Source organism: Microbacterium sp. NPDC076768, from assembly GCF_040687205.1.
In the GTDB taxonomy this organism is placed as follows: domain Bacteria; phylum Actinomycetota; class Actinomycetes; order Actinomycetales; family Microbacteriaceae; genus Microbacterium.
In genome coordinates, this window is sequence record NZ_JBFBMU010000001.1 from 1,048,054 (window position 1) to 1,073,141 (window position 25,088).

29 protein-coding genes and 1 pseudogene are annotated in these 25,088 nt (G+C 63.9%); 12 read left to right on the plus strand and 18 right to left on the minus strand.

Going from position 1 to position 25,088, the window contains the following annotated elements:
- Positions 1 to 72 precede the first annotated feature (72 nt).
- Positions 73 to 735, plus strand: a complete 663-nt coding sequence (locus AB0O87_RS05175) for a hypothetical protein (RefSeq protein ID WP_164743609.1) — start codon at positions 73 to 75, stop codon at positions 733 to 735.
- On the opposite strand, the gene AB0O87_RS05180 is transcribed toward AB0O87_RS05175, so the two are convergent.
- Positions 616 to 900, minus strand: coding sequence for a helix-turn-helix transcriptional regulator (locus AB0O87_RS05180; RefSeq protein ID WP_205802387.1), 285 nt, complete (start codon positions 898 to 900; stop codon positions 616 to 618). The two genes, AB0O87_RS05175 and AB0O87_RS05180, sit on opposite strands and share 120 nt — an antisense overlap.
- A gap of 196 nt (positions 901 to 1,096) precedes the next feature.
- Here AB0O87_RS05180 and AB0O87_RS05185 point away from each other — a divergent pair, with 196 nt between their 5' ends.
- Together AB0O87_RS05185 and AB0O87_RS05190 are read left to right on the plus strand one after the other, a co-directional pair.
- Positions 1,097 to 1,585, plus strand: coding sequence for a hypothetical protein (locus AB0O87_RS05185; protein ID WP_363512369.1), 489 nt, complete (start codon positions 1,097 to 1,099; stop codon positions 1,583 to 1,585).
- An 86-nt stretch (positions 1,586 to 1,671) separates the two neighbouring features.
- Positions 1,672 to 2,049, plus strand: coding sequence for a hypothetical protein (locus AB0O87_RS05190; protein WP_058631468.1), 378 nt, complete (start codon positions 1,672 to 1,674; stop codon positions 2,047 to 2,049).
- A gap of 23 nt (positions 2,050 to 2,072) precedes the next feature.
- Here AB0O87_RS05190 and AB0O87_RS05195 read toward each other — a convergent pair whose 3' ends face one another.
- Complete coding sequence (locus AB0O87_RS05195; protein WP_127481839.1) at positions 2,073 to 2,585, minus strand: HAD domain-containing protein; 513 nt, start codon at positions 2,583 to 2,585, stop codon at positions 2,073 to 2,075.
- Positions 2,586 to 3,099: 514 nt separating this feature from the next.
- Between AB0O87_RS05195 and AB0O87_RS05200 the strand changes: the two genes are divergently transcribed.
- The 8 genes from AB0O87_RS05200 to AB0O87_RS05235 all read left to right on the plus strand — a co-directional run bounded on the left by AB0O87_RS05200 (position 3,100) and on the right by AB0O87_RS05235 (position 10,447).
- Complete coding sequence (locus AB0O87_RS05200) at positions 3,100 to 3,402, plus strand: RelA/SpoT domain-containing protein (RefSeq protein WP_363512372.1); 303 nt, start codon at positions 3,100 to 3,102, stop codon at positions 3,400 to 3,402.
- Positions 3,403 to 3,519: 117 nt separating this feature from the next.
- Positions 3,520 to 3,978, plus strand: coding sequence for a hypothetical protein (locus AB0O87_RS05205; RefSeq protein WP_363512374.1), 459 nt, complete (start codon positions 3,520 to 3,522; stop codon positions 3,976 to 3,978).
- Between the two features lie 361 nt (positions 3,979 to 4,339).
- The gene (locus tag AB0O87_RS05210) at positions 4,340 to 5,386 is read left to right on the plus strand and encodes a nucleotidyltransferase (protein ID WP_058631465.1); all 1,047 of its coding nucleotides are present in this window, start codon (positions 4,340 to 4,342) and stop codon (positions 5,384 to 5,386) included.
- Positions 5,387 to 5,487: 101 nt separating this feature from the next.
- Positions 5,488 to 6,930 (plus strand): ThiF family adenylyltransferase, encoded by a 1,443-nt coding sequence (locus tag AB0O87_RS05215; protein ID WP_058631464.1) that lies wholly within the window; start codon positions 5,488 to 5,490, stop codon positions 6,928 to 6,930.
- The gene (locus tag AB0O87_RS05220) at positions 6,927 to 7,412 is read left to right on the plus strand and encodes a Mov34/MPN/PAD-1 family protein (protein WP_082682572.1); all 486 of its coding nucleotides are present in this window, start codon (positions 6,927 to 6,929) and stop codon (positions 7,410 to 7,412) included. The genes AB0O87_RS05215 and AB0O87_RS05220 overlap by 4 nt, the downstream gene beginning before the upstream one ends.
- Before the next feature lie 10 nt (positions 7,413 to 7,422).
- Positions 7,423 to 8,760 (plus strand): SAVED domain-containing protein, encoded by a 1,338-nt coding sequence (locus AB0O87_RS05225; protein WP_127481842.1) that lies wholly within the window; start codon positions 7,423 to 7,425, stop codon positions 8,758 to 8,760.
- A gap of 359 nt (positions 8,761 to 9,119) precedes the next feature.
- A complete protein-coding gene (locus AB0O87_RS05230) occupies positions 9,120 to 9,689 on the plus strand; it encodes a TlpA disulfide reductase family protein (RefSeq protein ID WP_058631462.1) in 570 nt (189 codons plus the stop codon).
- On the plus strand, positions 9,686 to 10,447 hold the full coding sequence (locus AB0O87_RS05235) for a cytochrome c biogenesis CcdA family protein (RefSeq protein WP_045278969.1): 762 nt from the start codon (positions 9,686 to 9,688) through the stop codon (positions 10,445 to 10,447). Before AB0O87_RS05230 ends, AB0O87_RS05235 begins: the two co-directional genes overlap by 4 nt.
- Before the next feature lie 97 nt (positions 10,448 to 10,544).
- On the opposite strand, the gene AB0O87_RS05240 is transcribed toward AB0O87_RS05235, so the two are convergent.
- The 13 genes from AB0O87_RS05240 to AB0O87_RS05300 all read right to left on the minus strand — a co-directional run bounded on the left by AB0O87_RS05240 (position 10,545) and on the right by AB0O87_RS05300 (position 22,375).
- Positions 10,545 to 11,903, minus strand: a complete 1,359-nt coding sequence (locus tag AB0O87_RS05240; RefSeq protein ID WP_363512377.1) for a M23 family metallopeptidase — start codon at positions 11,901 to 11,903, stop codon at positions 10,545 to 10,547.
- 193 nt (positions 11,904 to 12,096) lie between these two features.
- A complete protein-coding gene (locus AB0O87_RS05245) occupies positions 12,097 to 12,780 on the minus strand; it encodes a copper resistance CopC family protein (RefSeq protein WP_363512379.1) in 684 nt (227 codons plus the stop codon).
- The gene (locus AB0O87_RS05250) at positions 12,777 to 14,675 is read right to left on the minus strand and encodes a cytochrome c oxidase assembly protein (RefSeq protein WP_363512381.1); all 1,899 of its coding nucleotides are present in this window, start codon (positions 14,673 to 14,675) and stop codon (positions 12,777 to 12,779) included. The genes AB0O87_RS05245 and AB0O87_RS05250 overlap by 4 nt, the downstream gene beginning before the upstream one ends.
- Positions 14,672 to 15,187, minus strand: a complete 516-nt coding sequence (locus AB0O87_RS05255) for a DUF3515 family protein (protein ID WP_055876958.1) — start codon at positions 15,185 to 15,187, stop codon at positions 14,672 to 14,674. The genes AB0O87_RS05250 and AB0O87_RS05255 overlap by 4 nt, the downstream gene beginning before the upstream one ends.
- Positions 15,172 to 16,776 carry an apolipoprotein N-acyltransferase gene (gene lnt / locus AB0O87_RS05260; RefSeq protein ID WP_363512383.1) on the minus strand — a complete coding sequence of 535 codons (1,605 nt, stop codon included), beginning with the start codon at positions 16,774 to 16,776 and terminating at the stop codon, positions 15,172 to 15,174. The genes AB0O87_RS05255 and lnt overlap by 16 nt, the downstream gene beginning before the upstream one ends.
- Complete coding sequence (locus AB0O87_RS05265) at positions 16,760 to 17,710, minus strand: cytochrome c oxidase assembly protein (RefSeq protein WP_029259129.1); 951 nt, start codon at positions 17,708 to 17,710, stop codon at positions 16,760 to 16,762. The genes lnt and AB0O87_RS05265 overlap by 17 nt, the downstream gene beginning before the upstream one ends.
- A gap of 25 nt (positions 17,711 to 17,735) precedes the next feature.
- Entirely contained in the window at positions 17,736 to 18,071 is a 336-nt protein-coding gene (locus tag AB0O87_RS05270; protein WP_029259130.1) for a DUF6804 family protein, read from the minus strand.
- The gene (gene lspA, locus AB0O87_RS05275; RefSeq protein WP_029259131.1) at positions 18,068 to 18,601 is read right to left on the minus strand and encodes a signal peptidase II; all 534 of its coding nucleotides are present in this window, start codon (positions 18,599 to 18,601) and stop codon (positions 18,068 to 18,070) included. Before lspA ends, AB0O87_RS05270 begins: the two co-directional genes overlap by 4 nt.
- Positions 18,594 to 19,262 (minus strand): copper resistance CopC family protein, encoded by a 669-nt coding sequence (locus tag AB0O87_RS05280; protein WP_051671011.1) that lies wholly within the window; start codon positions 19,260 to 19,262, stop codon positions 18,594 to 18,596. Before AB0O87_RS05280 ends, lspA begins: the two co-directional genes overlap by 8 nt.
- On the minus strand, positions 19,255 to 20,169 hold the full coding sequence (locus AB0O87_RS05285) for a cation diffusion facilitator family transporter (RefSeq protein ID WP_029259133.1): 915 nt from the start codon (positions 20,167 to 20,169) through the stop codon (positions 19,255 to 19,257). The genes AB0O87_RS05280 and AB0O87_RS05285 overlap by 8 nt, the downstream gene beginning before the upstream one ends.
- Before the next feature lie 9 nt (positions 20,170 to 20,178).
- A complete protein-coding gene (locus tag AB0O87_RS05290; protein ID WP_363512387.1) occupies positions 20,179 to 21,165 on the minus strand; it encodes an NAD(P)-binding domain-containing protein in 987 nt (328 codons plus the stop codon).
- Positions 21,165 to 21,830: a thioredoxin domain-containing protein gene (locus AB0O87_RS05295; protein ID WP_134352971.1), complete on the minus strand. Its 666-nt coding sequence runs from the start codon at positions 21,828 to 21,830 to the stop codon at positions 21,165 to 21,167. Before AB0O87_RS05295 ends, AB0O87_RS05290 begins: the two co-directional genes overlap by 1 nt.
- Positions 21,831 to 21,901: 71 nt before the next feature.
- Complete coding sequence (locus tag AB0O87_RS05300; protein ID WP_363512390.1) at positions 21,902 to 22,375, minus strand: hypothetical protein; 474 nt, start codon at positions 22,373 to 22,375, stop codon at positions 21,902 to 21,904.
- Positions 22,376 to 22,690: 315 nt separating this feature from the next.
- Here AB0O87_RS05300 and AB0O87_RS05305 point away from each other — a divergent pair.
- A pseudogene (locus tag AB0O87_RS05305) lies at positions 22,691 to 22,906 on the plus strand (CoA-disulfide reductase); the annotation flags it as partial.
- Positions 22,907 to 22,987: 81 nt separating this feature from the next.
- Here the strand turns inward: AB0O87_RS05305 and AB0O87_RS05310 are convergent.
- The 3 genes from AB0O87_RS05310 to AB0O87_RS05320 all read right to left on the minus strand — a co-directional run bounded on the left by AB0O87_RS05310 (position 22,988) and on the right by AB0O87_RS05320 (position 25,067).
- Positions 22,988 to 23,854, minus strand: coding sequence for a F510_1955 family glycosylhydrolase (locus tag AB0O87_RS05310; RefSeq protein WP_045278977.1), 867 nt, complete (start codon positions 23,852 to 23,854; stop codon positions 22,988 to 22,990).
- Between the two features lie 60 nt (positions 23,855 to 23,914).
- On the minus strand, positions 23,915 to 24,514 hold the full coding sequence (locus AB0O87_RS05315) for a DUF305 domain-containing protein (protein ID WP_029259139.1): 600 nt from the start codon (positions 24,512 to 24,514) through the stop codon (positions 23,915 to 23,917).
- Between the two features lie 85 nt (positions 24,515 to 24,599).
- Complete coding sequence (locus AB0O87_RS05320) at positions 24,600 to 25,067, minus strand: hypothetical protein (protein ID WP_363512393.1); 468 nt, start codon at positions 25,065 to 25,067, stop codon at positions 24,600 to 24,602.
- Positions 25,068 to 25,088 lie beyond the last annotated feature (21 nt).

The following is a 25,088-nucleotide window of genomic DNA, read 5'->3' on the forward strand; positions in this document are numbered from 1 at the left end:
GAACTCCTGTCCACCCCGTCGGCGTGCCATCGCGCCGAACAGTCGATTTCAGGAATCCTTTGGAGACGCGGGGTGACGATGCACACGGGCGAATACGACCTTGCCCTGCGCTTGATCATCGACAGCTGGCAAGAGCGACCTGACGCGCGCTGGCTCCGAGCCTCGTGCTCGTATGCGCCGGCAGTTGACCTGCTCGTGACGCTAACGCACCCTGACGTCACGCTCAGCTTGTTTGCACTCGCCGAGAGCGACTCCCAGCAGGTCGAAGGGCTTATCGGGCTCGTCGTAGGCATTGGAGGTGGAAGCCGGACGGCGGAACTGGAATCGACCGCAGCCACGGTCGTAGCGGTTCACCGCGCCGCGATGTACACCGCGATCCGAATGCCGAAATCGAGCGGGGCGACGGTATCGAAAACGCCATTTGAGAAGGGGGTCGCGGAAGCGTCCTACCGTGAGAAAGCGGTTCTCCTGCGCCACGTCACGCGCTCCGGCAGAAGAGCGGACATCGTGGAGCGTGCTGTGCGTGCGGCACCTGCATCTCGGGTCGTATCCCGGCGCATCGTTCCCGGCTGGGCTGACGATGCACCGTGGGTCACGCAGGGGACTGAACAGCGCTCAGCGACTTCGAAGATCGGGAGCGTTCCCCGGGACCAGATCGGTCAAGGTGATGCCGAGCACCTGGGTGAGAGCCAGGAGAGTTCGCAACGTCGGGTTAGCCGAGTGGCCGGGGCGTGATTCGCCCTTCTCGTACTTCTGATACGTGTACCGGGTCAGCCCGGCGCGGTAGGCCACGTCTTCCTGGCTCAGATTGGCTTTGTGGCGAGCAGTGCGAAGGGAAGTGGCGAAGCGCTGCGCGAACGCAGCCCAATCTGCTTCCAAGTCGTCGTTCCGCTGGCGCACCTTCCAAGCGTCTAGATCCGGGCGCTCATGTTTGGCCTAATCGGCATGGCATAATTTGGGAGGCCATACGAAACAATCATCATCTTCGTCGGATTGCTCCGCTACTCCCTGCACGTGTGCTGCCCATCCCGGTGACTGGCGGTCGCGCCGCGGGATCGGCCCGTGCATGCGACCGCGAAATGTGATGGTGTGCGTCATGTGTGAGGCGTTCCCGATCTGGTGGCAGGACATCACGAGTCCGCCGCCTACAGAATGGGTGTACATGTTCGAAGAGTTCACCGGCGATGACACCGCGGAGGAATGGGCACTGGCTGCCGCCATCTTCATCGCGCAGACTCGACGCCGCACGGGCCTCGGTCCGACGTTCGCCGAACTCTTCACCCACCTGCTGCCCGACACCGGTGGATTGCCGGGTCCTTTCCCAGAACTCGAGTTCATGGAGCGCCGACGGGCGGTCACGGGATTTCGAGGTCACGCCGCTATCGAGTGGCGTCGTCGAGGAATGATTAGCTTCGACAGGGCCGTGATGCGCAGTCTGCGCGTAGGGCGCGCGTTCCGTGAGCATTCTCGACTGCGGCAACAGTCCCGAGCGTCCCTAGTTGCCCGTAACGGTTCGAAGCATTCCACACTGGTCCTGCTTGCGGAGCCGCTGGAGGTGGCTGACGAAACGAACGAAGGTACGTAGGCTCCCATCGAGCCGAGGTACCCGTGAGCCACCACTAGCCCGTTCGAGTCGTCTAGAGCGTAGAACGTCGATCAGGAGGGGACGATATGACTGAGAACGCTCCGCCGGGGCTTCGGCGGATCATTGCTCGTATCGAACCTGGCTGGCCTCAGCTCATCGATGTGAGTTCCGGCTGGTACCCGCTTCTCGACCGGCTTGACAGAAAGCTCGCGGCGATCGCTCCGGGCTACGTCGTTCAGCAGGTCAAATCAAAGTTCGGCTCTCTGAGCTTTTACGCTCGGGCATCCGAAGACGTCTACGACTACAACAACGAGTTCAGCGAAGCCATCCTCGCCGCTGAGTGGGAGAGCACGACGACCTGCGAAGAATGCGGGGCGCCGGCGAGGACCTACACGATCCGAATGTGGGTGTGGGCACTCTGCGCTTCTCACGCTCGTGCCAAGGCTGAGGAAGCCGCCGAATGAAGCCCGCAGTGCCCGGCGGGTGTTCAGAGTCCGAGCTGCTCGGCTAGAAACTGATCAATTCGCCCAATATCGTCAAGGGTGACGCCCACGAACTTGTCGGGGCGGACGACCAGCGATGGGACCTCCGTCATTGCGGTTAGCCGTTGCTCAGCGTCCTCGGGAGCTTGATCGTCTGCCCACACGACTGCGTTCGGGCTCGTCTGCCGAATGTGCGAGATCAGGCTCGCCGTCCGCCATCCACGCTTGGGCCAGTTCTGCCAAGGCACGTACGGGCCGATGAGCTTGCCTCGCAACGGCTCGCGGATCAACCAGCCGACCTGATCACGCGGCCACGTCGTCAGCCAGGCGACCTGCACGCCGGGTCGCTGGGCGAGGTCGTCAAGTGCGTCCACCAGGTCATCGTCGACCGTCATCCAGGAACGCCAGCCTTCATCGTTCTGATGCAGCGCGCGCTCTTCCTCGCGGTAGATCCTGGAGATTGTGCCATCGACATCGAGCGCAAGCAGTGCAGTGCGCTGATGAGAGCGCCTATTCACGATCAGACATCTCTGCGTGAGGTTGCGTTGTCGGACGGGCTTGGTGTTCGGCCGTCTTGGTGTGACAAATGGGGGGCTCCGAGGTGGCCATAGCGCGAGCCTAGGAGCATCGTGGCTCAGGCGCGAGTCTCTCCTCGCATGGAGTATGACGGTCGCGGAGGAGGCGATAGCCGCCACGCGCAGTTGCACGCCATCGGCAACAGCAGCGGGGACTGGCTCACCCGCTGTCTGGGTGGGTCGTGCTCGTTGCCGAGGGCTGCGCGCAGCTGCTGCTTCGCTATAGAGACAGGAACCTCGTGGTCGACGGGTTCATTCGTAGGACGACTGTTGCTTCGTTCGAGCGCAGTTCACGGAATACAGTTCACCCATGACCAGAGAGTGGCCCCAATACACAGGTTCCAAGAAATCAGTGCGTCGCGCGGGCGAGGTTCTTCGGTCACCTAGTGCGTCCGTCGAGCAAAAGTCGGAAGCCCGAGAACTCGCAAAAGCGTGGCGCTCTGCACACCAGTATCCGATGAACACTTGGCAGGTGCGGGTACGGAACTACACCAGAGGCGATGGAGACGCTCTAGTCGCGCAGAGGCTGAAGCGCCTCCCGTCGATCGAACGAAAGCTCGCTCGCTTCGAGAACAGCCAACTCGACACGATGCAAGACCTCGGTGGAGTGCGCGCCGTGCTCGCGGACGTCGACCAGGTCCGTGCGGTCGAGAAACTGCTGTTGAGCAGACCGGGCAACCACGTTTTGAAGCAGCACGACGACTATTTATCGATGCCGAAGGACGACGGGTATCGTTCGGTTCACATTGCATACGCGTAGGGCACGCGTCAACCAACACCCTGGGACTCCTACCGGATCGAGATCCAGCTGCGAACTCGGCTGCAGCATTTTTGGGCGACGGCAGTCGAGACCGTCGACCTGTTCTCCGGCCAAAACTTGAAGTTCGGGACCGGCGAGAACTGGTGGCGGGAGTTCTTCGCGTTGATGAGCTCGGAGATCGCCGAGCTCGAAGGAATGCCTCTCGTGCCAGGGACCCCTACGGCGCGAGAAGAGCGCCGACAACGCTTGGAAGATATCGATGCAGTGCACGAGGTGACAGCGCGTTTAGCTAGCTTCAAGCAAGTCATCCAGAGATCTACCGCCGAGGACGGGAAGTACATCCTCCTCGACCTTGACTTGGATGATGGAACGCTCGAGATGGTCGGGTACTCCGACGACGAGGCGGCGACCAATGCGTACGCCGACCTGGAAACGCGCACTCGGAGCAACCCGTTCCGGGACGTCGTGCTTGTATCCGTCGATGACGCGAGCAAATTGCAACAGGCTTACCCGAACTACTTCGTGAACATCGAGGTCTTCATCCATCTCGTGAATCGCGCCATCGCCGTCGGCTAGCGTCCGGAAGTGGGGAATCCGCGTTGCGCAGATTCTGACAACTTCGTTAGACAAACGCCCCCGCCGCAACTCACAGCTACCGCGTCATTCGCGGCTCTCGCGTCTCGTTTCGTGACCACTGTCGTGTGGTCGGACACACCTGCTCGTCCTCACGTGGTTTGTCGGATTCTCACGAAGCATTTCATGCACTGTCTGGTCAACGGTGAATCCACGGGCCCCGCCGAGAATGACCGCCGCACGCGCCGCGAGACGGATGCACGACGCCGACTGGAGAGTCGATTGCACGCGCATCGGCGCTGATGTCTGATGCAGGTCGTACATTGAAGCGTGCACGTCCTCTTCCCGACCCGAGGAGACCCGAATGGAAACCCTTCCGACGCAGTTCACCACTGCCGTCAGCAACGTCACTATCAGTGACGACAAAGAACGGCGCGCCATCGCCGCGCACACCGAGGTGCGTGAGCTTCTTGAAGCAGACGCCACGCTGAAGAGCTGGGACATAACACCGCTTCTCATTGGGTCCTATGGTCGCCAGACTGCCCGATACCCCGGCAAGGACGTGGACATCTTCCTTCGGTTCCTCAACCTGGGCATCGCCTTCGACCCTGCAGTCGTCTACGACGAAGTGTCCAGGGTCCTCCTGGCCGAGTACGGACATGTCGACGACGGCGGTCGGGTGACCCCGCAGCCGCGCAGCCTGAAGGTCGATTTCGCCTCCCCGAATGCGCAGGCTGACCTCGCGTTCAGCGTGGACGCTGTACCGGCTGTTCCGTGGGGCAGAGACTGGGCTATCCCCAATCGTGACCGCTCGACGTGGCAGAACGAAGCCGATCGCTGGGTTCGAACGAACCCTGTTGCTTTCGGTGAGGCCTCGCAGGCGCTGTCGACGAGCGACAAGAGCCCCGTCGTCAACGGTCGGAACGCATACAAGCCGATCGTGAGGCTGTTGCGACAGGTTCGCCATGTGCATCTTGGCGAAGCCAAGCCAGGCGGACTCTATGTCGAGGTAGCTGTGTACGAGGCGTGGCAGAACGGACGTGTGACCGGCGATTCATGGGCCGAGCTGTTCGCGTCCTCGCTTTACGAGGTATCCCGCATCTTTTTGACGGCGGCGGGCGACGGGCTCCTAGATCCGATTCTCCGCACGCCGCTCAAGCCTGCACTCGAGACTTCTGACTGCCTGCATGCGAGCCGGACGTTCGGTGCGCTCGCGGCTGATGCAGAGGAGGCACTTCGAGCGACTCCGTGCGCGGCAGCGAAGACCTGGCGGAACATCCTCGGCACGAACGACCGCGGTCAGGTGTTCCCGCTTCCTGACGGCTGCAGCGGGAGTGGTGTGCCCGTGCCGGCAGTAGCCGCCGTGAGCGCCAACGGGCCGACACGCGCTCGCGGTTTCGCGCTGCGATGAGACCGCCCTTCGTATACAGCCAACCCGCGTTTGAGGCCTTCTGTGCGGAACTGGTTATGGCCGGGTTCAGCCCAGTGCCTGGGACGCATCAGGCACGATGGGTGGGCCCATTGCCGGAGGCGCTTCGCCCGCTGACCGACCTCACTGAGATGCGGCTGTCCTTCCCGGACGGGTGGCCGGCGCTAGCGGTACGCGGCCATGTTCCCGGGTTCGTGTCTGACCATGTCATGCCCGACACGGGATACATCTGCCTTTGGGCCGACGATGACCCGGCGCAGGTCGTTGCGCAAACCTGGGGCGTGTACTTGGAGCGACTGGGAGCTTGGGCAGCGAGCGCGGCCCAAGACTTTCGACCGGAAGACCGCGCTCTCGATGCGTGGGTGATGTTCCCCGGGCGCGCCTCCCTCGCTGCCGAACTGGATATCCCGACACTGTTCGACACGCCACGCAACGGAAAGACCCATGTGGTCCATGGACGTGCCGACGGGGTGCTGACACTCAGCCGGCGGCCCGCCGAGAACTACCTGCTCTCAGGGCCGGTCTTCTTCCGAGACGCCGCGCTCGAGACCCCGCGCTCGCTTGACGACTTCCGAGCCGCATTGACACCTCGGCAGCGCAGCAACCTCGACAACGGTCTCCAGCGGCGACGTGACGCGAGAGAGAATCAACCGAGCGGCGGCTACGACTTCGCGGTCCTAGCTTGGCCAAAGTATGACCAGTACGAGGCGCTCGTGCTCACCTTCACCGGCGCGGAGGGCACGCTGGCGGCGTTCGCCAATCCCACCTCCCCCTCGGATACCGAGAGCCGCCTCCGTCGTGCGGGACCCGACGCTCCTCAGTTGCGCGGCAAGCGTGTCCTCATCGCTGGCGTCGGAGCGCTCGGCAGCCAGGTTGCGCGCACGTTGGCAACTAGTGGCGTCGGACGTCTCCGTCTCCACGACAACGACAGCATGCGCTCCACCAACTTGGTGCGCCACATCCTGCTTTCCCACTCCGTCGGGCACTCGAAAGCAGGGTTCACGAGCCTCTACATCGAGGACGTCGCGCCCTGGTGCAGGCCGACAATGCACGAGGACGTTCCGCTTCGGCCGGACGACATTGTTCCTTTATTGCGCGACGTCGACCTCGTCGTTGACTGCACAGGGGTCTTCGCCGCCACACTGGCTATCGCTTCGGCCTGCGATGAGACGAACGTGCCGCTCATCAGCGCGTCTCTCGCACGCGGCGGCGACGCTTTCCGCGTTCAACGCCAGACGGATGAAGATGTGCCGCTCATGCAGCGGACCGCGCCTGAGTTTCCACCCATCCCGCCTGGCGACGAATCAGAAGCGTTCGGGTTCCTCGAGCTCGGCTGCACTGCGCTTGTGCACAATGCGGCTCCGGCAAGCGTCCTGCGTGCTGCGTCCGAAACAACGCTGGCCTGCCTCGACCTCCTGCTCGGCCGGGCTGGGCGCACCGCAGATGCAGTGACCATACTCCGCCCCCTCGACGAAGCACCGTTCGATGTCGTCGGTGAACACAGATTCCCTACGGCGGCGCCATGATCGCGGAGCCGATCGTGTACGTGTCGGAATCGGCCCTGGAACGGCTGCGGGTTAGCGCCGCCCACTCTCACCCTCTCGAAACCGGCGGCATCCTGATTGGCGTGACAGCAGGCGACTCCCCCTGGGTGACCGAAGTCCGGACGTTCGATTCGCCAGGACGAGGCCCTGCCCAGTTCATCCTCCCGCGCGGCGTCACTCAGCGTGCGGTTCGCGACGCACGTCGAGCCGACGCGCGTCTCGGCTATATCGGCGACTGGCATTCCCATCCCGCCGACGTGCCGGCAAGCCGCACAGACCTCCTCACTACTCGCACGACGTCTCTGGCGATGCGTCGCTCAGTACTGCTGCTGGTTGCTCGCCACCGCGGCACAACCTATGCGCTGGACATGTCTATGGCGCGCGGCACCCGCATCGTGCCCTGCCGCATGATTCCAACCGGTGACCTTCCTCTACCTGCACATCAAACCGACACGACCAGTTAACCGAGGCATCATGAACATTCCTGTCAATGACGACGACATCGACGTCCGAGGTCCCCTGTTCCTTTCGTACCGACAGTCAGACGGAACGAAGACCGTCTCCTCGCTCGGATGGTTGCTGCGCGCGGCGGGGATCCCCGTGTGGCGGGACGTCGACGACCTCCCGCCCGGCGATACCGCGGACCGTCTGGAGCAAGCACTGGCCGACAGGTTGTCCGGCGGCGTAGTGGTCATCACGCCCGACATCGCAAACAGCCCCGTTGTGAAGTCCATTGAGGCGCCCGCACTCATCAGGCTAAATCGCGGCGACAATCGATTCCAACTGCTGGTCGCGAACGCCATTGAGCGCTCACCGGGCAAGGTCGACTACAGCGCACCAGACAGGCTCCTCGAACGCGTGCGTCGCGAACTGGAAGGGATCAACCAAAACCCCGTAACCGATGACGGGCTCTTCGAGATTGTCCGAGCGGCCGTCGCGCACCGCATGGCACAGCACCGTGCAATCGTGGAGGCGAACGGGTACTTCGAGCTCACGGTTCAAACCCGCAATATCGGGCAGGTATACGACCGTACGGGCGCGCAGCTCGACGTGCGGGTCCGACGCTCATCCCACGAGCGCCTCCCCTGCGCAGAGGGTCTCGACGACCTGCGGCGAGCCCTCACGCTTCTTCCGGACGCAGTCGTCACGACCGGGGCGCGGAATGTCCGCATCTCCGGCGGCGGACACTTTTCGGTCGGGTTCGCGCTCGGAGCCGCGCTACCGTCGTCACGCGTCGGCAGCATCACGGTCATCGACCAGCGCGACGCCGAATGGGCGAGCACGACCGAGGCCGCCGTGCCCGCAGTGCCTCAGCTCACCTTCGACGCGGTGGATGCTGAGTCCACGGTCGGGGGCCGTCCGCGAGTCGTCGCGTACGTCGACCTGCTACCTACCCGGAGCGACGCTGCGCCGCTGCGATTCCTCGACGACCACGTCGGCGAGTACGTCGCGAGCGCCACGATTGCGTACGCGAATGGAGGCCTCATCGACCCGGCCGATGCAGGCAGCATCGCCGCAGAGGCGATGGCACTCGTACGTCAGCTTTCCGCTCGGCATGGCAACGCGGCGGTCGACCTGCTGCTGAGATGCCCCTTTCCGCTGTCCGTGCTGATGGGCAGACTCTCGAACACGCTGCGCGTACGGCTATTCGAGTGGGATGACAGCGACGTGGATGGCGATTTCACACCGCGGTACGTCGCCGCGCTCGATGTACACGCCAGCGCTCCAAATGGGCCAATCACTTCCGCTCTGCTCCCAAGTGACGGAGGCAGCGTTGGGGGCACGGCTGGAATCGGCGCTGACGATGCCTAGGCGCGCCGTCTTGCGTGGCAGAGGGGAGTAGCGGCCCACCAACCGACAACTTTCGTGAGATCGGACAGCCACTATTGTCGTTTCTCACGAAACCTGTCGCATTCTCACGAAACCTGTCGCTGTTCTCATGAAAGGTGGCGGATTCTCGCGGATGTTGTCACACGGTCTTCCGGGACCGACACCTGTGTCAGCAACGCCGAGGTCGCCTACACATCAACTAGCTCTGGAGAAGCGTCGGAAGCGGCAAGCGATTTCGACAGTGCGGTGGCGTGGTTCGGCGGACGCATAGGGGATCTGCGTACAGTGCGAATGTGCCTCGAGACCCACGCTTTCGTACCGTTCGTGGTGCGGTCGGAGTCATGCTCGCTGCGGTGTTCGCGATCGGTCTGAGCGGGTGTGCGCCGGATCCCGTCAGCGATTCCTTCCTCAAGGGTGAGAACACCGGGTATGTGGCCGCCGACGGCGCGATCGTCGAGATCCCGATCGCCGAGCGGAGCGAACCGGTCGACTTCAGCGGCATTACTGAAACTGGTGATGATTTCGACAGTGCGGACAACGCCGGCAAGGTCACGGTGGTGAACTTCTGGTACGCGGGGTGCGCGCCGTGCCGCATCGAGGCGAAGGATCTCGAAAGCGTCTGGCAGGAATACGGCGGCGAGGATGTAGCTTTCATCGGCATCAACACCCGCGACCAGGCCGACACTGCCCGAGCTTTCTCTGACGAGTTCGGCATCACCTACCCGAGCCTGATCGACGTGACCACGGCCGAGGCGAAACTCGCTTTCTCCGAGGCTGTGCCGATCCAGGCGACGCCGACGACTCTCGTGCTCGACAGACAGGGCCGTGTCGCCGCCCGCATCATCGGACCCATCGACGGCACCTCGATCCTTTCGACGCTCGTCAAGGACGCCCTAGCGGAGACACCGTGAACGCCGACACCATCATCGGGTCCGGTGCGCTTTGGCTCGCAGTCCCCGTGGCGATGCTCGCTGGCCTCGTGTCGTTCTTGTCGCCCTGCGTGCTCCCACTGGTCCCCGGCTACCTCGGCTTCCTCGGTGGAGCGGTCGCGCCGCGGACGAAGGGTGACGCGACGAACGCAGTCGCGCCTGAGCGCCGTCAGCTCGTGGTTGGCGTGCTTCTGTTCATCCTCGGCTTCAGTGTCGTCTTTGTTCTCATCACTGCGCTGGGCGGCACGGCTGGCGTGTTCTTCCTGCGCTGGGGTGACCTGGTCACGCGCATCCTCGGCGCCGTCATCATCCTGATGGGGCTTGTCTTCCTCGGGTTGTTCAGTTTCGCCCAGCGGGAGGTCCGCTTCCACGTCGGCTCCCGGGCCGGAGTCGTCGGGGCGCCGCTACTTGGAGTGGCACTCGGTATCGGCTGGGCACCGTGTATGGGTCCGACGCTTGCCGCGATCATCGCGCTTTCGTTCAACGCCGGCGACCCTGTCCGGGCCGGCTTCCTCGGACTCGCGTATTCGCTCGGCCTGGGCATCCCGTTTCTGTTGGTCGCGTTCGGGTTCGGTTGGGCGGCGAAGACGGTCGAGTTCCTCCGCCGTCACATCCGGGTGCTGAATGTCTGCGGCGGTATCCTCCTAATCGTCCTCGGCCTCCTGATGGTGACCGGGCTGTGGACCGACATCATGTCGCGGCTGACGGCGGTGATGGGCAGCGTCATCCTCCCGCTCTGAGATCCCTAGCAGGGATGTCGGGAGTGACGACTGGAGCAGCCCTCTCCACCCAACTGCTCATGTCGACGGCGCCACTTCGTGATCCTGTTTCGGAGCCTTAGATATAAACGCCGCGGTCTTCCATGAATCGGACGGGGTTGGTGTAACCACCGTTGATGTAGACCTCGAAATGCAGATGGCAACCGAAGGATCGTCCAGTGTCACCCGCGTAGGCGATGACCTGGCCGGAATTGACCCACTGCCCCCGGCCGACGGCGATGCCACCGGGTTTGATGTGCGCGTAACCGGTGCTGACGCCCCCGCCGTGTTGGATTCGGACGTAGTTGCCATAGTTGCCGTTGGCGCCGGCGTAGTCCACGGTTCCGGAGTTGGCGGCGTAGATCGCCGCCCCGCAGCCGTTGGCCATGTCCGCGCCGTAGTGGTAGCTCGAGGAGCAGCCCTGCGAACCGCAGATTGGGGTCCGAGGACCGTAGCTTGAACTTCGGCCGCCTCCGTGTGGCCGAACCCACCCGCCGCTTCCGGCGGAGCCTCCCCCGCCACCGTTTCCGCCACCGTTGGCTGCTGCTTCGGCGGCCTCGCGTTCGCGACGGGCTCTCTCTTCGGCCTCGCGCGCGGCCACACCCGCCTGATAGCCAGCGACCGTCTGCGTGGTGGTGTCTTTCAGGGCGGCGAGCTGCGCCTGCATCGTCTCGAGGTTCGCGGCCTGCTCGTCGAGGGCGGCTTGTGCGGCGTCGGCCGCTTCTTGTGCGGCAATCATCTTCTGCTCTGCGACCTGCTGCAGTCGGTCCCGTTCGTCGCGGGCGACCTTCGCCTGATCGGTGAGCGATTGGGCGGTATCGCGCGCGGAGATTGCGTCATCGTAGACCGATCGGTTGTACTCGAGCAGCTTGTCCATGGTGCCCAGGCGGGACAAGAGCTCATCGGCGTTGGCCGCGGAACCGGAGAAGAACAGTTGAAGTGCTGAGTCGTCTCCACCGTTGCGGTACAGCTGTGTCGCAACTTGACCGGCCCTGCGCGCAGAGGCTTCGGCAATCGCTGATTGTTCGTCCGCTTGCGCCTGCAGGCTCTCGGCTTCCGTGATCGCAGCGAAGTATTCCTGCTGAGCTGCATAGAATTCGTCGGAGGCTGTATCGGCGGCAGCCTGAGTCTCGGCGACTTTCTGCGTCAAGGACTGGATCAGCCCTTCGATCCGGGTGATCTCGGCAGCCTTGGCAGCTTCGCTGTTCTTGGCGCGTTGCACATCGTCCCAACTCGGGTACGACGCAGCGTACGCAGCTGAAACGCCGGAGCCGATACCGAACGCAGCGAATGCAGCGACGCCGAGGGCGCCGAGCCCGAAAGCGCCACGTCGAGTAACACTCAGCTTCCAGAACGAGTCGCGTTCGGCGGGCGTGGGTGCACACCCGCATTCTTCAGCCGCCTCCGTAGCAGCCGCGGAGACGCTTCGTCCGTTCACTGTGCCCTCTCCTCGAGCTCGGCTTCGTGGATTCTGCCGCCAGGGGCGCACAGATTGGCCATGCCCGCATTGCCCGCCGTCTGGTCTATCGTCCGTTCGTGGGGAAAGAAGTAGAGCCGACTCGCCCATGATCTCTGATCTGTGGCCCATATCTGACGCAGCGAACTTGAGTTCGACTGCCCTGACACGAAGCTCACTCTTTCGTGTCCGTGTGGACGTCGGCGCTCAACCTGTTGTGTTTCTTCTTCCTCACTTGCCGTACGACAGCGGTGGCGGTGATCACCGCGGCACCTAGGACAGTGACGGCGATGATGAGCGGGATCGCGATCGAAGCCACCTCGTTCTCGCCTGCGGATGCCGCCGGGGGAGGGGTGTCGGCCGCTGGAGGTTCGGTGGTTGGCGCGGTGGAGGGCAACGCCTTTGCCGGTTGGATCCGTGATTGTTCGTTCCCGCATGCTGGTTTGTCCCATCCCAGCCCTGGCTCGCTGCCGGTGGGAGCGTACGTGAACGTGAAGCTCTCGGAGATGGGGTGACCGTCGCTGGAGACGGCGTTCCACAGCACGGTGTAGACGCCCGGTTCTCCGAGTGCGACCGGGGTGGTGAGGATATTGCGGTCGATGGTGGAGCAGCTGGATTCGTAGAAGAGGCCGTCGGGTCCTTGCACTTGGGCGAAGCTGGCCTGGCTGAAGTCAATGAGTTCCCCGCTGAACGTGAGAGCGACGTCGTCAAGTTGGGCGACGGTTTCGTCTGCCCCGGGCACGGTGTCCAGGAGGTTGTCGTGCGCGAGAGCAGCGGGGGCAGGTGTAGCCAAGATTCCCAGTGTGATGAGGGCAAGAAGTGTGCTGGCGAGCCAGCGGGTGCGGTGGGTGGAGGTCACAGGTGTGGGTCCTTTCGTACGGCGGGCACGGGGGTGCTACCGGTAGGTCGGTTGTTGCGTTTCGTGTGGAGGACGGAGATGCCGGTGAGGATTGCGAGCGTTCCCGCGATCATCAAGGTGGCGCCTCCGGCGAGGGCCTGGTCCTGGAGGGGGGTGGGTCCCCACGTCCGCCCCATGGCGCCAAACCACTCCGCGACGATGAGGTCGGCGCGGGTGATCGTGGCGATGCCGAAGAAGGCGGCCACGCCTGTGAGCGCAATGAGTGAGGCGAAACGCCACCGCCCCTCGGGGGTCGTGGACGCATCTAGGGCGATCGATCGTGCGAAGAGGCACCCGGTGACGAGGAGCTGGCTGATCATCCATTCCGCTCCGAGCTGGTCGTAGAGCGACCATCGGAACAGGTCGGAGTAGTGGATCAACCACAGCGATGTGGCGAAAAGAGACGCCGCGACGACGGGGCGCAGAGTAAACCGTGCCAGCGGGCTGTGGGCGGCCCAGAGAAGCCATTCCCGCGGTCCTCGGCTTCCATCGTCCCGTGGATGGGTGACCAAGGTTGCGAGGGTGACGGGCGCCGCGAAGACAAGGAGCAGGGGGATTGCGAGACTGAGGAGAGCGAAGGAGAGGAATCGCAGACTGATGAGCGCGTCGTCGTAGGCGGCGAGCGGTCCACTGGTCGTCCACAGAAGCACCCCCATCCCCGCAATCCAGCTGATCGTCCGCCTGGCTGGCCACGGATACCCGCGGCGCCGTGCGCGTTGGACGCCGACGAGGTAGAAGAAGATTCCGAAACCCGCGACGAGCACCCAGAGGAGGTCGGGGCTCCAAGCCGTGAACCATCTCTGCAGGGTGATTTCGATCGGGACAGGTGCGTCGGTGAGGATCTCCGCGGCGGTGGTCTGCGGGAGTGTGACCGTATCGGCGGGGGCGGCGGTGCGGGCGAGAGCTGCGGCGGCCCCGCTCGCGATACCCATGAAACCAAGTTCGACACACACGATCATCCAGAAGGCGCCACGGCCCTCGCTGGCTTTCGCGATGAGTCGACGGCGGTAGGCGGCACCCAGGATGCCCATGATCAGAAGCGCGCCGATCTTTGTGCAGAGGATGAGGCCGTACGGTGAGGCCAGGTCCTCCCACCGTCCGAGGGCAGTGAGCGTCCGCGCGTATCCCGAGATGGCGACGCCGAGGAACGCGATGAGCGCCACCGTAGAGTACCGGCGGAGCACACTTTCGAGTTCGTGCGGAGAGCTAATCGGTCGCACGACGACGAGCAGGATGAGACCCCCGAGCCATATTGCCGCTGAAATGACATGCAGGACGAGGGACATGACCGCGGGATCGTGGTTGGCGAGCTCACCCGAATGGCCCTGGGTGGCCATGGGTATCAGGCTGATGACCGCAAGCACGGTCGTGAACAGCACCGCCCCATAGCTGCGCACAGCGAATGCGAGGACTGTCACGACTGAGGCGAGGATCGCGGTGATAAGCCATGATCGTCCCAGCTCCGTGTCGAGGAGAAAGCGGCCGAGCTGCGCACCGAACTCGGCGCCCAAGCTCACTTGCGGATTGAATGACGACAGGAAGGTGAGAAAAGCCACCACCCCGCTGGTGATGGTGAGGGTCGCGGCGCCGGCAGAGGCAATATTTAGCGCGACGATGAAGGGTTTCCCCCCTGAGGGGAGAGCGAACACCGCCAGCACCAGGGGCCCGAGCATCGCCGCACCGGAAAGATTGACGAACAGCTTCGCGGCTGGGAGTCCCCATCGCACGAGCGCTCCAGGGTCACTGGTGAGTCTCGGTGCAGCTCCTCCACCGATTGCGAGCCCGACCACCACAGCGATGAGTGCGGCGACAACGAGAATCGTTGGTCCAACGATCCGGAGAACGACGGGATTCATGGAGTGGTATCTCCCGTCCCAGTGCCAGGAGCGTCCGGGTCTTCCGTCACAGGTGCCGTGCATTCACCGGTCTTGGGGAGCTGCTGGATCGCCCCGGCGAGAGATTCAAGAACCGCGTCCGCCGACAGGGTGGTCGTGTCTACGTACACCTGGGCAGCCGGCTCCCGGCCGTAGGTTGTGAGCCGCAGATTCGGGGTCTCCTCCTCGTCGACGATCCAGTCGACGCCCCCCAAGCTGACACATTGCAGCGTGGTGGGGGCCGGGGGTTCCAACCCGCAGGTGAGGAGCACGCTACTGGGGGTGCCCCATGCTGCGGTGGCCTGAGCGTCCGTCCACACGCGAGCCTGGTCGCCAATCGAGTCCGGTAGTCGCACGGTGACCTCTGCGCACAGCGGGTCATTCGCGTTTGCTGCGGGCTCGAGGTGGACGGTGGGTGCGCAGCTGCTGAGTAGAAGCAGTGCGCACAGTGCCGCGACAGAGGTCAGAATCTTGAGCTTCACAACTTCATCCATCCGTCTTCTTGGGCGTCAGCATGCGACCGCCGCTGTCGGATCGACATGATGAGCAGCGCTAGTACGGTTCCGATACTGAGTGTCCAGTCGAGCCACGGCATCAGCACGACGGCGAGGGTCGTGCCGGTGCGGAGAGGGACCTCGGTGATCTTCGCCGCGGTCGTGTCCACCGCAACCTGAGCCAACACCTGTCCATCGCGGCCGATGACTTGACTGGTCCCGGTGGTGGAGACGTTCACGGCAGTTCTCCCTGTTTCGATCGCGCGCATGCGGGCGATGGCCAGCTGTTGGAGGTTCTCGTCGGTGCCTCTGAAGTCCGCGTTGTTGGTTTGAAACACGAACATCTGCGCGCCAGAGGCCGCGCTTTGGTGGATGACGTCGTCGTAGATGACGTCGAAACAGATCGCCAGACCGATGGGCACATCGCCAACGTTCACGAGGGGTGTGTTGGAGCCGGGCGTGTACTCGCGTTGTATCAATCCGATGAGGTCGGGGGCGATCGCTTCGTAAAACCAACGGTCCGGAACGTATTCGCCGAAAGGGACGGGGTTGGCCTTGTCGTGGAGCTGCTGCGGCCCGGCGCTGGTCCACAGCATCGAGGTGTTGAACGTATCGGCTCCACGAGTGGTCGCCGCATTCACCAGTGCCGGAGCGCCAGCACCCTGCACGAGTCGATCAAGGCGGCCTGCGACGGCGACATCGCGCAGGGGATCTGCGTCAACGGCCCCTTCTGGCCAGACGAGAAGGTCCATCTCACGGTCCAGAAGAGGAGCGGTCGCTTCTTCCTGCGCGCGCATGATGTCACCTGTTGTCCTGGTGTCGAAGTAGCCGCTAGGGCCGTTGCCCTGCACCCATCCGACGCGCATCATTCCCGCTTGCTCGGTGGGGAACAGAGGGACGGCTGTCGCGGCAACGACGATGACCGCCGCTGCTGCTGCTGGCTCCCATCGGCGGAGGATGAGGGCCTCCACGATGCTCGCGCAGACGAGAACCGTCAGGAAGGACAGCCCGGTGGTCCCCACCCATGAAGCGGCCTCCGCGAGCGGGCTCTCGGCGAGGCTGAAACCGACGCGCGCCCACGGGAAACCGGTGTACGGCGTACTCCCCATCAGCGTTTCTCGCAGCACCCACACCCCGGCGACGAGCACGGGAGTGATCGCGCGATACCCGTGTCGCGCCCGGGTGGTGGCGACACGATAGGCGAGTGCGATCAGCGCGCCGCCGGCACCGAACAGCAGGGATTCCAAGCCAGCCAGCGCGACCCACGGGATGGGGCCCAGAAACCGTGACACCCATACCAAGTGGGTGAAGTAGAAGGCCGCGCCGTAGACGTGGGAGATCAGGAACGCCCTGGGGAGAGAACGTCCGCGGAGCGTCCACAGCCCGATGGTTACGCTCACGAACGTTGCAGGCCACCACCCGTATGCGGGGTAGCCGAGATCCAGCATTCCTCCTGCGATGGCGGACGCGACAATCGCTACGGGGAAGGGCACCGCAGCTGACAGGCGCGCATCGTGCTCTCTGGGGTTACCGCGCCTTGTTCGGCCGGAGAGGGCGTTTCTCACTAACGGGTCAGCGGTCACGGTCATGAGAGCTCAGTTTTTTGAGGTAGGCGTTGTACGTGTCGAGGTCGGTGTTCCCGTGCACGTCGGCGTACCGGTCGTCCGCGGCAGCACGAGCGGTGTCGCTGCGGAACCAACGATGCATCACGTAGATCAGCATCAGCACGGTCGGGGCTTCACCGTAGGACCATGCCAGAGCGCCGGCTAGCTGCTGGTCGGCGAGGGGATCGATGCCCAGCGCCTCTGTGGGGGCGACGAATGAGCCGACCAGGATCGTACTGGCCATCATGAGGAACACCCCGAAGAACGCGTGCAGCGCGGCTTCAGCAAACACGTCCAGTGCACGCGCACCATGACCCAACCTGACCGGCAGAGGATCGGAGGACAGGATGGGGATGGTGAACAGCATGCCGGCGAGAAGGAATCCGACCTCGAGCGCGACGTGACCTCCGGGCGCGGTGAGGATGACATCGGCAGCACCCGCAAGGTAGATGCCGTAGAACGCGAACAGGTAGAGCGGGACAGTGGCCCACGGACTGAGCACCCACTTCGCGGCGGGGTTTCGAAGAGCGCCGTGCGCTGTTTTCAGGACTACCCGTCCCGCTCCGTGATGCGGTGTTGCTCGCAGAAGAAGGGTTCCGGGTGAGCCGAGGACCAGCAGCGGCGGCACCATCATCATCAGAGTGAGCTGCTGGAACATGAAAACGGACACCAGCGCCTGGCCATACGTTTCAACGCCCAGACCGGTGACCGCCGCGAGGAGAATGCACCCGAGCAGAAAGCTGACCGTCCGCCACACAGGCCAACGACGCCCGTGCGTCCACAATCGGATCGCTCCGACGAGATACAGCGCAGCGAGAATCCCCGCGACGATGGGTAGCACCGGAAGCGGAATGTCGGCCGGTGCGAGGAATGTCTGCAGAGACGGGGAACTGTCGGGGATCTCGTTGCTCACACGCATAGTCGTGACACGAAGCTCACGCCGCTCACTTCCGGATCACCTTGATCGTCGCACCCGCTGCCAGGAACACCACGGCCGCGATGGGCTGTGCTGTGGTCCACACAACTCCGGAGAAGGGGAATGGCATCACCGGATTCCAGAGCACGGCGATCGCAAAGAAGACCGGGATCCACCACCAGTGGCGTGCCTGCAGCGCAAACCACGCGACGATCAGCCCGAAAATTGAGGCGATGAAGAGGACGAGCGGTGCCCAGTTCGCCTCAAAGAGCGCCGGGGCAAGGAACAGGATCGCGGCCGCGACGAGGCTGGGGGCGAGGGCGTTCCGCTGGTAAGTGGAGGGAACGCGTTCTTTGGGACTCATGGGTGAACCGTTTCTTCGGCGGGTACAGGGTCGACGGGATCGGGATCGGGGTCTGGTCGGCGACGGCTTGTGCGCAGACCCGCGACGATGAGGAATACGGCACCTATGCCGAGAGCTACATCGGCGAGGTTGCCGATGAACAGGTTTCCGTAGGCGAGGAAGTCGGTGACGTGCCCGATCCCGAACGCGGGCGGCGAGAATAAGCGATCGATGAGGTTTCCGATCGCACCGCCCACGATGAAACCGAAACCAACCGCCGACCACACGTTCCGGGCTCGGGTGGCGGCACCGATGAGGACTGCGGTGACAGCGACCCCGATGACGGTGATGACCCATGTGGAGCCTTCCCCGAGCGAGAAGATCGCCCCGGGGTTGAAGGCCAGTTGAAGACCGAGCCAGTCACCGATCAGCGGTATACGCGCATCTTGCCGCAACGTGTTCAGAGCAAGAGTCTTGGTGCCTTGATCGATCAGGATGACGATGGCGGCGACGATGAGCATCACGGCCGACCGGCGGACTCGATCACGCATCGGCGTCTTTCTCCGTAGCTGCGGCATCCTTGGCGGCCTGTGCGCGGTCGCGCTGGTGACGCCGGCGCCCGGCCATAACTACTCCCACGACGCCGATCCCCAGAATCAGTGCCAGACCCGAGAGGAAGAACAGGGGCAGCAGTTCGAAAGCACCGCCGCCGGATGCCGTGCCACCGTATGTTTGCGCGGGTCGGGCCGGTTCCGGCTCCTCGGTTGGGGAGGTTTCAGGGGTGGGGCTTGTGGTCGCAGTGCTGGGTTCCGTGTCCGTCGCGGGCGTGACGGTGTACACATACTCTCCGCTGATCGGGTGTCCGTCGGCGGAGACGGTCTTCCAGCGGACGGTGAAGATGCCGGTTGCGGCGTCGGGGGAGAGATGTTGGGTGATCGAGTCACCGCTCACCGTTGGCGGGTCGACGGCGACGTTTGCTCCGCTGTCATCGATAACCTCGACGACCGTTGCGTCGTCACCACCGGTGAGGGTTCCGTTGAACATCAGAGAGATCTCGTCGGGGGAGCCGTTGATGGTCGAGTCGGCGGTGGGGTACGACGAAACGAAGTCGTCATGAGCGGCGGCCGGAGATGCAGTCCCAAGTACGACGGATGCCGACAACAACAGGGTGGTGAGGACGGCAGTGGTGCGTGCCGAGAGGCGTTTATGCATGGGTGTCGTGCTCTCCGGGGTGGGATTCGGGTTCGATCTGGAAGGTGGAGTGTTCGATGCTCACGGCGAAATGTTCGCTGACGCATTGCTGAAGTGATGTCAGCAGTGCGGCGGAAGCTTCCATCGTGACGGTGTCATCGACCACGACGTGGGCGGTGAGCGTGGGGAGGTCGGTCGAGACCTGGGTCGCGTGGAGGTCGTGCACAGCGACCACGTGCGGAAGGGCAAGGATGTGGCGGCGGACGTCCTCGAGGTCGAGGCCGGCGGGTGTGGACTCCATCAACACCCGGCCGGATGCTCGCAACAGGATGAGGGTGCGGGGAATGATGAGCAGCGCGATCAAGACGCCCGCGACGGCGTCCGCCTGATACCAACCGAAAACGGCGATGAGGATGGCGCTGGCGATGACGCCGACGGAACCGAGGGCATCATTGACGACCTCGAGGAACGCGGCGCGCATGTTGAGATTGCGTCCGCGGCCGCTGAACAATACGAGCATGGAGGCGATGTTGGCGACGAGACCGACGATGCCGAAGAACAGCAGACTTCCCGAAGCGATCTCAGGGGGCTCGAACAGCCGCCGTACGCCTTCCACGAGCGCGAAGATGCCCACTCCGAGCAGCAGAGCTGCTTGAGCGAGCGCACCGAGCACCTCCGTGCGTTGAAGACCGAAGGTGTATTTGGGAGTCGGGGGACGGTTCATCAGATGCGCAGCGGTGACGGCCATCGCCAACCCGATGACATCGGTGAGCATGTGTGCAGCATCAACGAGCAGTGCGAGGCTACCTGTGATGATCGCGCCGATCACTTCGACGATGAAGACCGAGGAGGTGATCGCGAACGCGATGACCAGGCGATTGCGGGGAGTGGCGTCACCAATACCGTGACTGTGCCCTGTTTCTGTCATGGTGCTCCTTTACGGCCGTCCAACGATGAGCCGGGCGACGGTCGCCGCATCGCGACTCGCCCCAGCGAGGGTGTCAGCGTCCGCGCGGGAGTATCGCGGCATGCCAACAGTGAACAGTCCGGGGATGCGTGCACTGACGTGCAATGGCTGCCCGGGCGGCTCCGAATCGGGCAGCCATGTGTCTGCCGGCCTGTATCCGGTCGCAAGGACCACGGAATACGGCTTCATGGACGCCCCATCGGCGAACATCACGGTGTCTCCGCGAATCTCCGTTACGGCGGCGGCATGAGTGACGTCTGTCGAAGCTACGCGGGGGCGTGCCTCGGACATCGGACCCTTACGCCGCAGCCTTGACCAGATGGGCCGCTCTGATACTCGTGAGGGTTCCGCTCGAGTGGAGAGGGTGACGTCGTGGGAGGACGCGAGTTCCTCAGCAATCTCCACTCCGCTGTATCCGCCGCCAACAACCAACACGGGGCCGGGGGGTACCTGCGCGGGGTAGAGGTACTGGCTGGAATGCAGCACAAAACCGGGTACTGCTTGTTCCTGGCGCCACCCCGGTATGCGCGGCACGGCGGCAGCTCCCGTTGCGCAGACCACATTTCGGGTTTGCACTTCCCCGGCGGAGGTCGACAGATGCAGCGTGGATCCGTCGCCCAACCGGTTGACTCCAAGAGCTCGTGTGCTCCACACGGTTTTCACACCGATGGCTTTCTCCACCGAAGACAGGTAGTCGGACATCTCATCCGCACTCGGATGACGGTCTTCATCGCCCGGGAAAGGGAACCCGCGGACGACACTGTGGCGTGCCGCACTGCGTAGTTTCATCGACTGCCGCCGTGTGACCCAGCTTCGTTGACCGGGGGGTGCAGAATCGATGATCACGAAGTCTTTCTGTGGCTCAAACCCGGAGGACCTGAGCGCGGCGGCTGTCGCCAATCCGGAGTGCCCGGCGCCAACGATGATGACGCGACGGTGCGATAGCGAATGCGCCATCATTCAGCACCGTTCACCGCGGCTTCAATGCTGTCCTCCAGATCGGTCCACGTCTCCAGTACGACAGGCTCCCCATCGATGAAGAACGAGGGGGTACTGCTGACACCGAGCTGCTCACCCTCGTCTAGATCAAATTGAACCCGTTCTGCTGTCGCAGGATCAGCGACAGCCTCATCGAACGCGGCCATGTCCAATCCGAGTTCCTCCGCAAACCCCCGGAACAGGTCCGCCCGCGACTCTTGAGCCTCACCCCATTGAGGCTGCGTCTCGAACAGGCGGTGATACATGTCTTCGAGGCGGCCCTGCTGCGCTGCGGCTTCGGCAGCGATCGCGGCGTTCTTCGAGTTGAGGTGACCCGGCAGCGGGAAGTAGCGGATCACGTAAGTGATCTCGCCATCGAACTTGCCGCGGAGATCCTCGACGAGGGGATAGAAAGCACCGCAGGCCTCGCACTCGAAATCGAGGAACTCGACAACCGTCACCGCCCCTTCCCCTCCGTCATCGAGGACATGCGAGTTCTCACGGACGACCTGTGGACCATCAGCGGGCCCCGTCTCGGGTGCGGCAGCTTGATTCTGATTGATGAGGACGAAGACCAGCGCGACGACCAGCAACACCACGGCAAAAGCCACGGTGACAAGTACCGCTTTCACGGAAGATTTCATAGACACTCCAAACACACACAACGAACGAGGACGACCAGTGGAGCGCCATCGAAAAGATGGCGCCGCCAGGGTCAGGTCCGCGACAGAGAAAGCTGTGTGAGAGAAGGAGGCAATGCGAACAGGCGCCCCGTCATGGCCGCCAGTGATGGTGCGCGCGGCAAACGTTCGCGAATGCGAGAAGAGGGGACGTGACGGAGGAAGGTCCGCGTGACGATGAGCACCAAGAAGCAGCAGATGATACCCAAGAGGCACCCGGCAACACCGATCATGATGTCGTTTGCTGTGTCCCCGGTCACGAATTGTTCGGCGGTCGCGCCGGCAACGCTTTCACCCGAACCCGCCGAGACATGGCCGGCGGAAGGCGTTCCTAGTGACGACGAGGATGTCGTGCTCACATACGGAGTCGCGTCCGTCGCGTCACGGTGGCCGCCCGGCCATGCTCCGACAACGAGAAGAAGCGCCAGCCCGAGGGCTGTAATGATCTTCGTTATCAGGAAATCGTCGGCGCGGCTGGCGCAGTTGCGAGTGCGACCGTAGACGACCATGACCTCAGGATGCTACCAGCCCCACCAATCAAGATTCCTTGCGAACTCGTGAGCCACGCGCTGGTTCTACCGGCGAAACGAGGAAGTCTTGGGACGTCCGCTGAGCCAGCCCATCGCCCATTCAACTGGGCCAGTTCCGGCGAAGCGCCACCACAGCCAACCCACCACGATCATGCCCGGAACGATCACCAGCCAGCCCAAGTAGAAGTTCTCTGCAGAGCGGCCATACGCGTTACTCCAGAGCGCGATGAGGCCGCCATGCAGCAAGTACAGGGACAACGCCACCCGACCGCACGCGCACAGGGGAACAAAAGGGGTCTGCTGCTCGGCGCGCAGCTCGTCGGCACCCGCGGTGCGGAGATCTCCAAGCGCGTCGACACCTACGCCACGGCTCTGCACCACGGCATGACCGTCGCAACGATGAGTGACCTCGACCTCTCCTGCACGCCCCCGCTCGGCTCCCCATGGGACGCCGTGCAGCTCGCAACGCAGGCATGGGAGCGCCAAACTCGGACGAGCACTTTGGTGTAAGTAACCCCTGGGATCGGCTACCTCAGCCCAAGTCGTTGCTGCGATCCGAACCCGGGAAAGATTGTGACCGTTCGGGGCGGCCTAGCGGGGCAGCGCAGTGAGTCCGCTCTGATCGAAGACCAAGATGTCGCCGCCGTTCGTGATGGTGATCGCTTGTGCGGAGCCGTGGGTTGTGCCGGCGGGAACCCACTCCGCGCCTGATGCGGGTCTGACCCAGATCTGTCCGCCGTTGCCGACACCGACGAGGCGCTTGCTATCGGGTGAAGCGGCGAGGAGGTAGAGCAGCGGTGCATCGTTCACGGTGGTGAACGTGGCGCCCTCATCCGCGCTGACTTGCAGCCCGTCGGGTGTGGCGGCGAACAGTTGCCCTGCGGCGTCGATGGCGAGGTTGACCGCGACGACTTCCCCGGCGGGCGACCATGTCTGTCCGGTGTCGTCGCTGCGGAGCAGTTCGATGGAGTCTGACGCAAGCCCGTACAGGCTCTCGTCCGGGCCGGCGGCGAGAGCGTGGAAGTCCTTCTCTCCGGTGAGCGAGACCGGTGACCAGGATCGGGCGCTGTCGTCGCTTCGGATGATTCCGAGGTTGGGGGAACCGAGTTCGGGGGCAGTCGTTCGCCCGGGGTGTCCAGACGCGATGAGGGTATCCCCGATGGCGGTGAGGCCCATCGCGTCAAAGTCGGTGTTCTGGACGCGGTCGCCAATTTCGCCGTCAAGCGTGGCCGTGTAGATCCCGTCGTGGGCGCCCAGTAGGTAGCCGTCTCCTGAGGGGTCAGGCACGATCGCGTGGACGTGTTCGATGGTGGTGGCGTGGTCGTGTCCGGTGGTCGGCTCGGCAGGTGCTGTGCACCCGGCGAGCACGATGCTGGCCGCGATTGTCGTAGCGATCGTGAGTGCTCCGCGACGTCGCAGGCGGGAAGTAGGCAGGGTGAAGTTCTTGAGGGTTCGCATGATGGTGTCCGCAAACAGATCTATGGGTGGGGTGCGGGAGTCCCGCACCCCACCCGTGGATCACGGAGTTGCGAGGATCTCCTTCATGGTGGCGATCTCTTCCGTTTGCGTGTCGATGATGGTCTCGGCCAGTGCGACGGCGTCGCTGTTCTGACCGTTGTCGACTTCGTCTTGCGCCATGTCGACGGCACCCTCGTGGTGCTGGATCATCTGCTCGAGGAACAGACGCCCCGCATCGGGACCGGCGGCATCTTCGAGGGCCTGCATGTCCTCTTCGGACATCATGCCGCTGCCGTGATCCATGCCCTCCATGCTGTCCATCTCCGCGCCCCAGTCTTCGAGCCACTGGTCCATCTGCTGGATCTCGGGCTCCTGAGCGGCTTTGATTTCTTCGGCGAGAGAGACGACGCGCTCGTCAACGCCGTCCTTGCTGAGGAGGACGTCGGACATCTCGATGGCCTGTGCGTGGTGTTCCTTCATCATGCTGGCGAACATGATGTCGGCGTCATTCGCATCTGCTGTCTCTGCGGGCGCGGACGAGCTGCCGCCGTGGTCCATGCCTTCCATGCCGTTGTCGGATCCGGTGGTTCCCGCGCAGCCGGCGAGGGCGAGCAGTGCGGTGAGGGTGAGTGCGGCGATCGCCGCGGGTCGAATCTTCATGAGGGTTCTCCAAGGGTCAGTGATGGGGCCCGGCGGCTGCCGGTGCCCGAGTGTGCGTTGCCCGCCAGAGCGGGCTAGCGCGTGATCACGTGCGACTGATGCAGAGAACCGTGAGAGATGGAGGCGGGGGAAGGGCGTGAGCGCGGGCGGGCCCGCGTGTTGTCGCGGGCGCGCGGGTCGCAACCAAGAGGGTGTGCCGCCAGCCGAGCCCGATCCGCCTGAGAAGGATGGTGGCCACCAGGAGCGCGAGGACGCACGCCATCCACGTCATCGAATCTCCGGCCCCACACGTCGCGCATCCCGCCTCCTGTGTCGGCGCGGCTGGCACGAGGGCGGTCGCGGAGGCGTCGGGGTGATGGGCGGATACTTCGGCCTGAGTGCTGACGGTGACGGTGTCATGGTGACCGGCGGCCGTCGCATGCGAGTTGAAGGAGTGCATCGCCAGTAGGCCGGCGATAATGCCCACGGCGATCGCGAGGACGGCCAGGGCGGTGTGGGTGAGCGTGCGCGGTCCGCGCACCTGTTGTGAGACCTTGATCAGCGACATACTCACCTCCCGTTCGCCCCAGCCTAC

Excerpts from the sequence above, each read along its gene's own strand:
- AB0O87_RS05220 (WP_082682572.1), top strand. The coding sequence starts at position 6,927 with ATGATCGCGGAGCCGATCGTGTACGTGTCGGAATCGGCCCTGGAACGG.
- AB0O87_RS05185 (WP_363512369.1), top strand. The coding sequence starts at position 1,097 with ATGTGTGAGGCGTTCCCGATCTGGTGGCAGGACATCACGAGTCCGCCG.
- AB0O87_RS05190 (WP_058631468.1), top strand. The coding sequence starts at position 1,672 with ATGACTGAGAACGCTCCGCCGGGGCTTCGGCGGATCATTGCTCGTATC.
- AB0O87_RS05210 (WP_058631465.1), top strand. The coding sequence starts at position 4,340 with ATGGAAACCCTTCCGACGCAGTTCACCACTGCCGTCAGCAACGTCACT.
- AB0O87_RS05280 (WP_051671011.1), bottom strand. The coding sequence starts at position 19,262 with ATGCATAAACGCCTCTCGGCACGCACCACTGCCGTCCTCACCACCCTG.
- AB0O87_RS05290 (WP_363512387.1), bottom strand. The coding sequence starts at position 21,165 with ATGGCGCATTCGCTATCGCACCGTCGCGTCATCATCGTTGGCGCCGGG.
- AB0O87_RS05265 (WP_029259129.1), bottom strand. The coding sequence starts at position 17,710 with ATGCGTGTGAGCAACGAGATCCCCGACAGTTCCCCGTCTCTGCAGACA.
- AB0O87_RS05200 (WP_363512372.1), top strand. The coding sequence starts at position 3,100 with ATGAACACTTGGCAGGTGCGGGTACGGAACTACACCAGAGGCGATGGA.
- AB0O87_RS05295 (WP_134352971.1), bottom strand. The coding sequence starts at position 21,830 with ATGAAATCTTCCGTGAAAGCGGTACTTGTCACCGTGGCTTTTGCCGTG.
- lnt (WP_363512383.1), bottom strand. The coding sequence starts at position 16,776 with ATGACCGTGACCGCTGACCCGTTAGTGAGAAACGCCCTCTCCGGCCGA.
- AB0O87_RS05270 (WP_029259130.1), bottom strand. The coding sequence starts at position 18,071 with ATGAGTCCCAAAGAACGCGTTCCCTCCACTTACCAGCGGAACGCCCTC.
- AB0O87_RS05310 (WP_045278977.1), bottom strand. The coding sequence starts at position 23,854 with ATGCGAACCCTCAAGAACTTCACCCTGCCTACTTCCCGCCTGCGACGT.
- AB0O87_RS05225 (WP_127481842.1), top strand. The coding sequence starts at position 7,423 with ATGAACATTCCTGTCAATGACGACGACATCGACGTCCGAGGTCCCCTG.
- AB0O87_RS05285 (WP_029259133.1), bottom strand. The coding sequence starts at position 20,169 with ATGACAGAAACAGGGCACAGTCACGGTATTGGTGACGCCACTCCCCGC.
- AB0O87_RS05230 (WP_058631462.1), top strand. The coding sequence starts at position 9,120 with ATGCTCGCTGCGGTGTTCGCGATCGGTCTGAGCGGGTGTGCGCCGGAT.
- AB0O87_RS05255 (WP_055876958.1), bottom strand. The coding sequence starts at position 15,187 with ATGGATGAAGTTGTGAAGCTCAAGATTCTGACCTCTGTCGCGGCACTG.
- AB0O87_RS05315 (WP_029259139.1), bottom strand. The coding sequence starts at position 24,514 with ATGAAGATTCGACCCGCGGCGATCGCCGCACTCACCCTCACCGCACTG.
- AB0O87_RS05300 (WP_363512390.1), bottom strand. The coding sequence starts at position 22,375 with ATGGTCGTCTACGGTCGCACTCGCAACTGCGCCAGCCGCGCCGACGAT.
- AB0O87_RS05250 (WP_363512381.1), bottom strand. The coding sequence starts at position 14,675 with ATGAATCCCGTCGTTCTCCGGATCGTTGGACCAACGATTCTCGTTGTC.
- lspA (WP_029259131.1), bottom strand. The coding sequence starts at position 18,601 with ATGCGTGATCGAGTCCGCCGGTCGGCCGTGATGCTCATCGTCGCCGCC.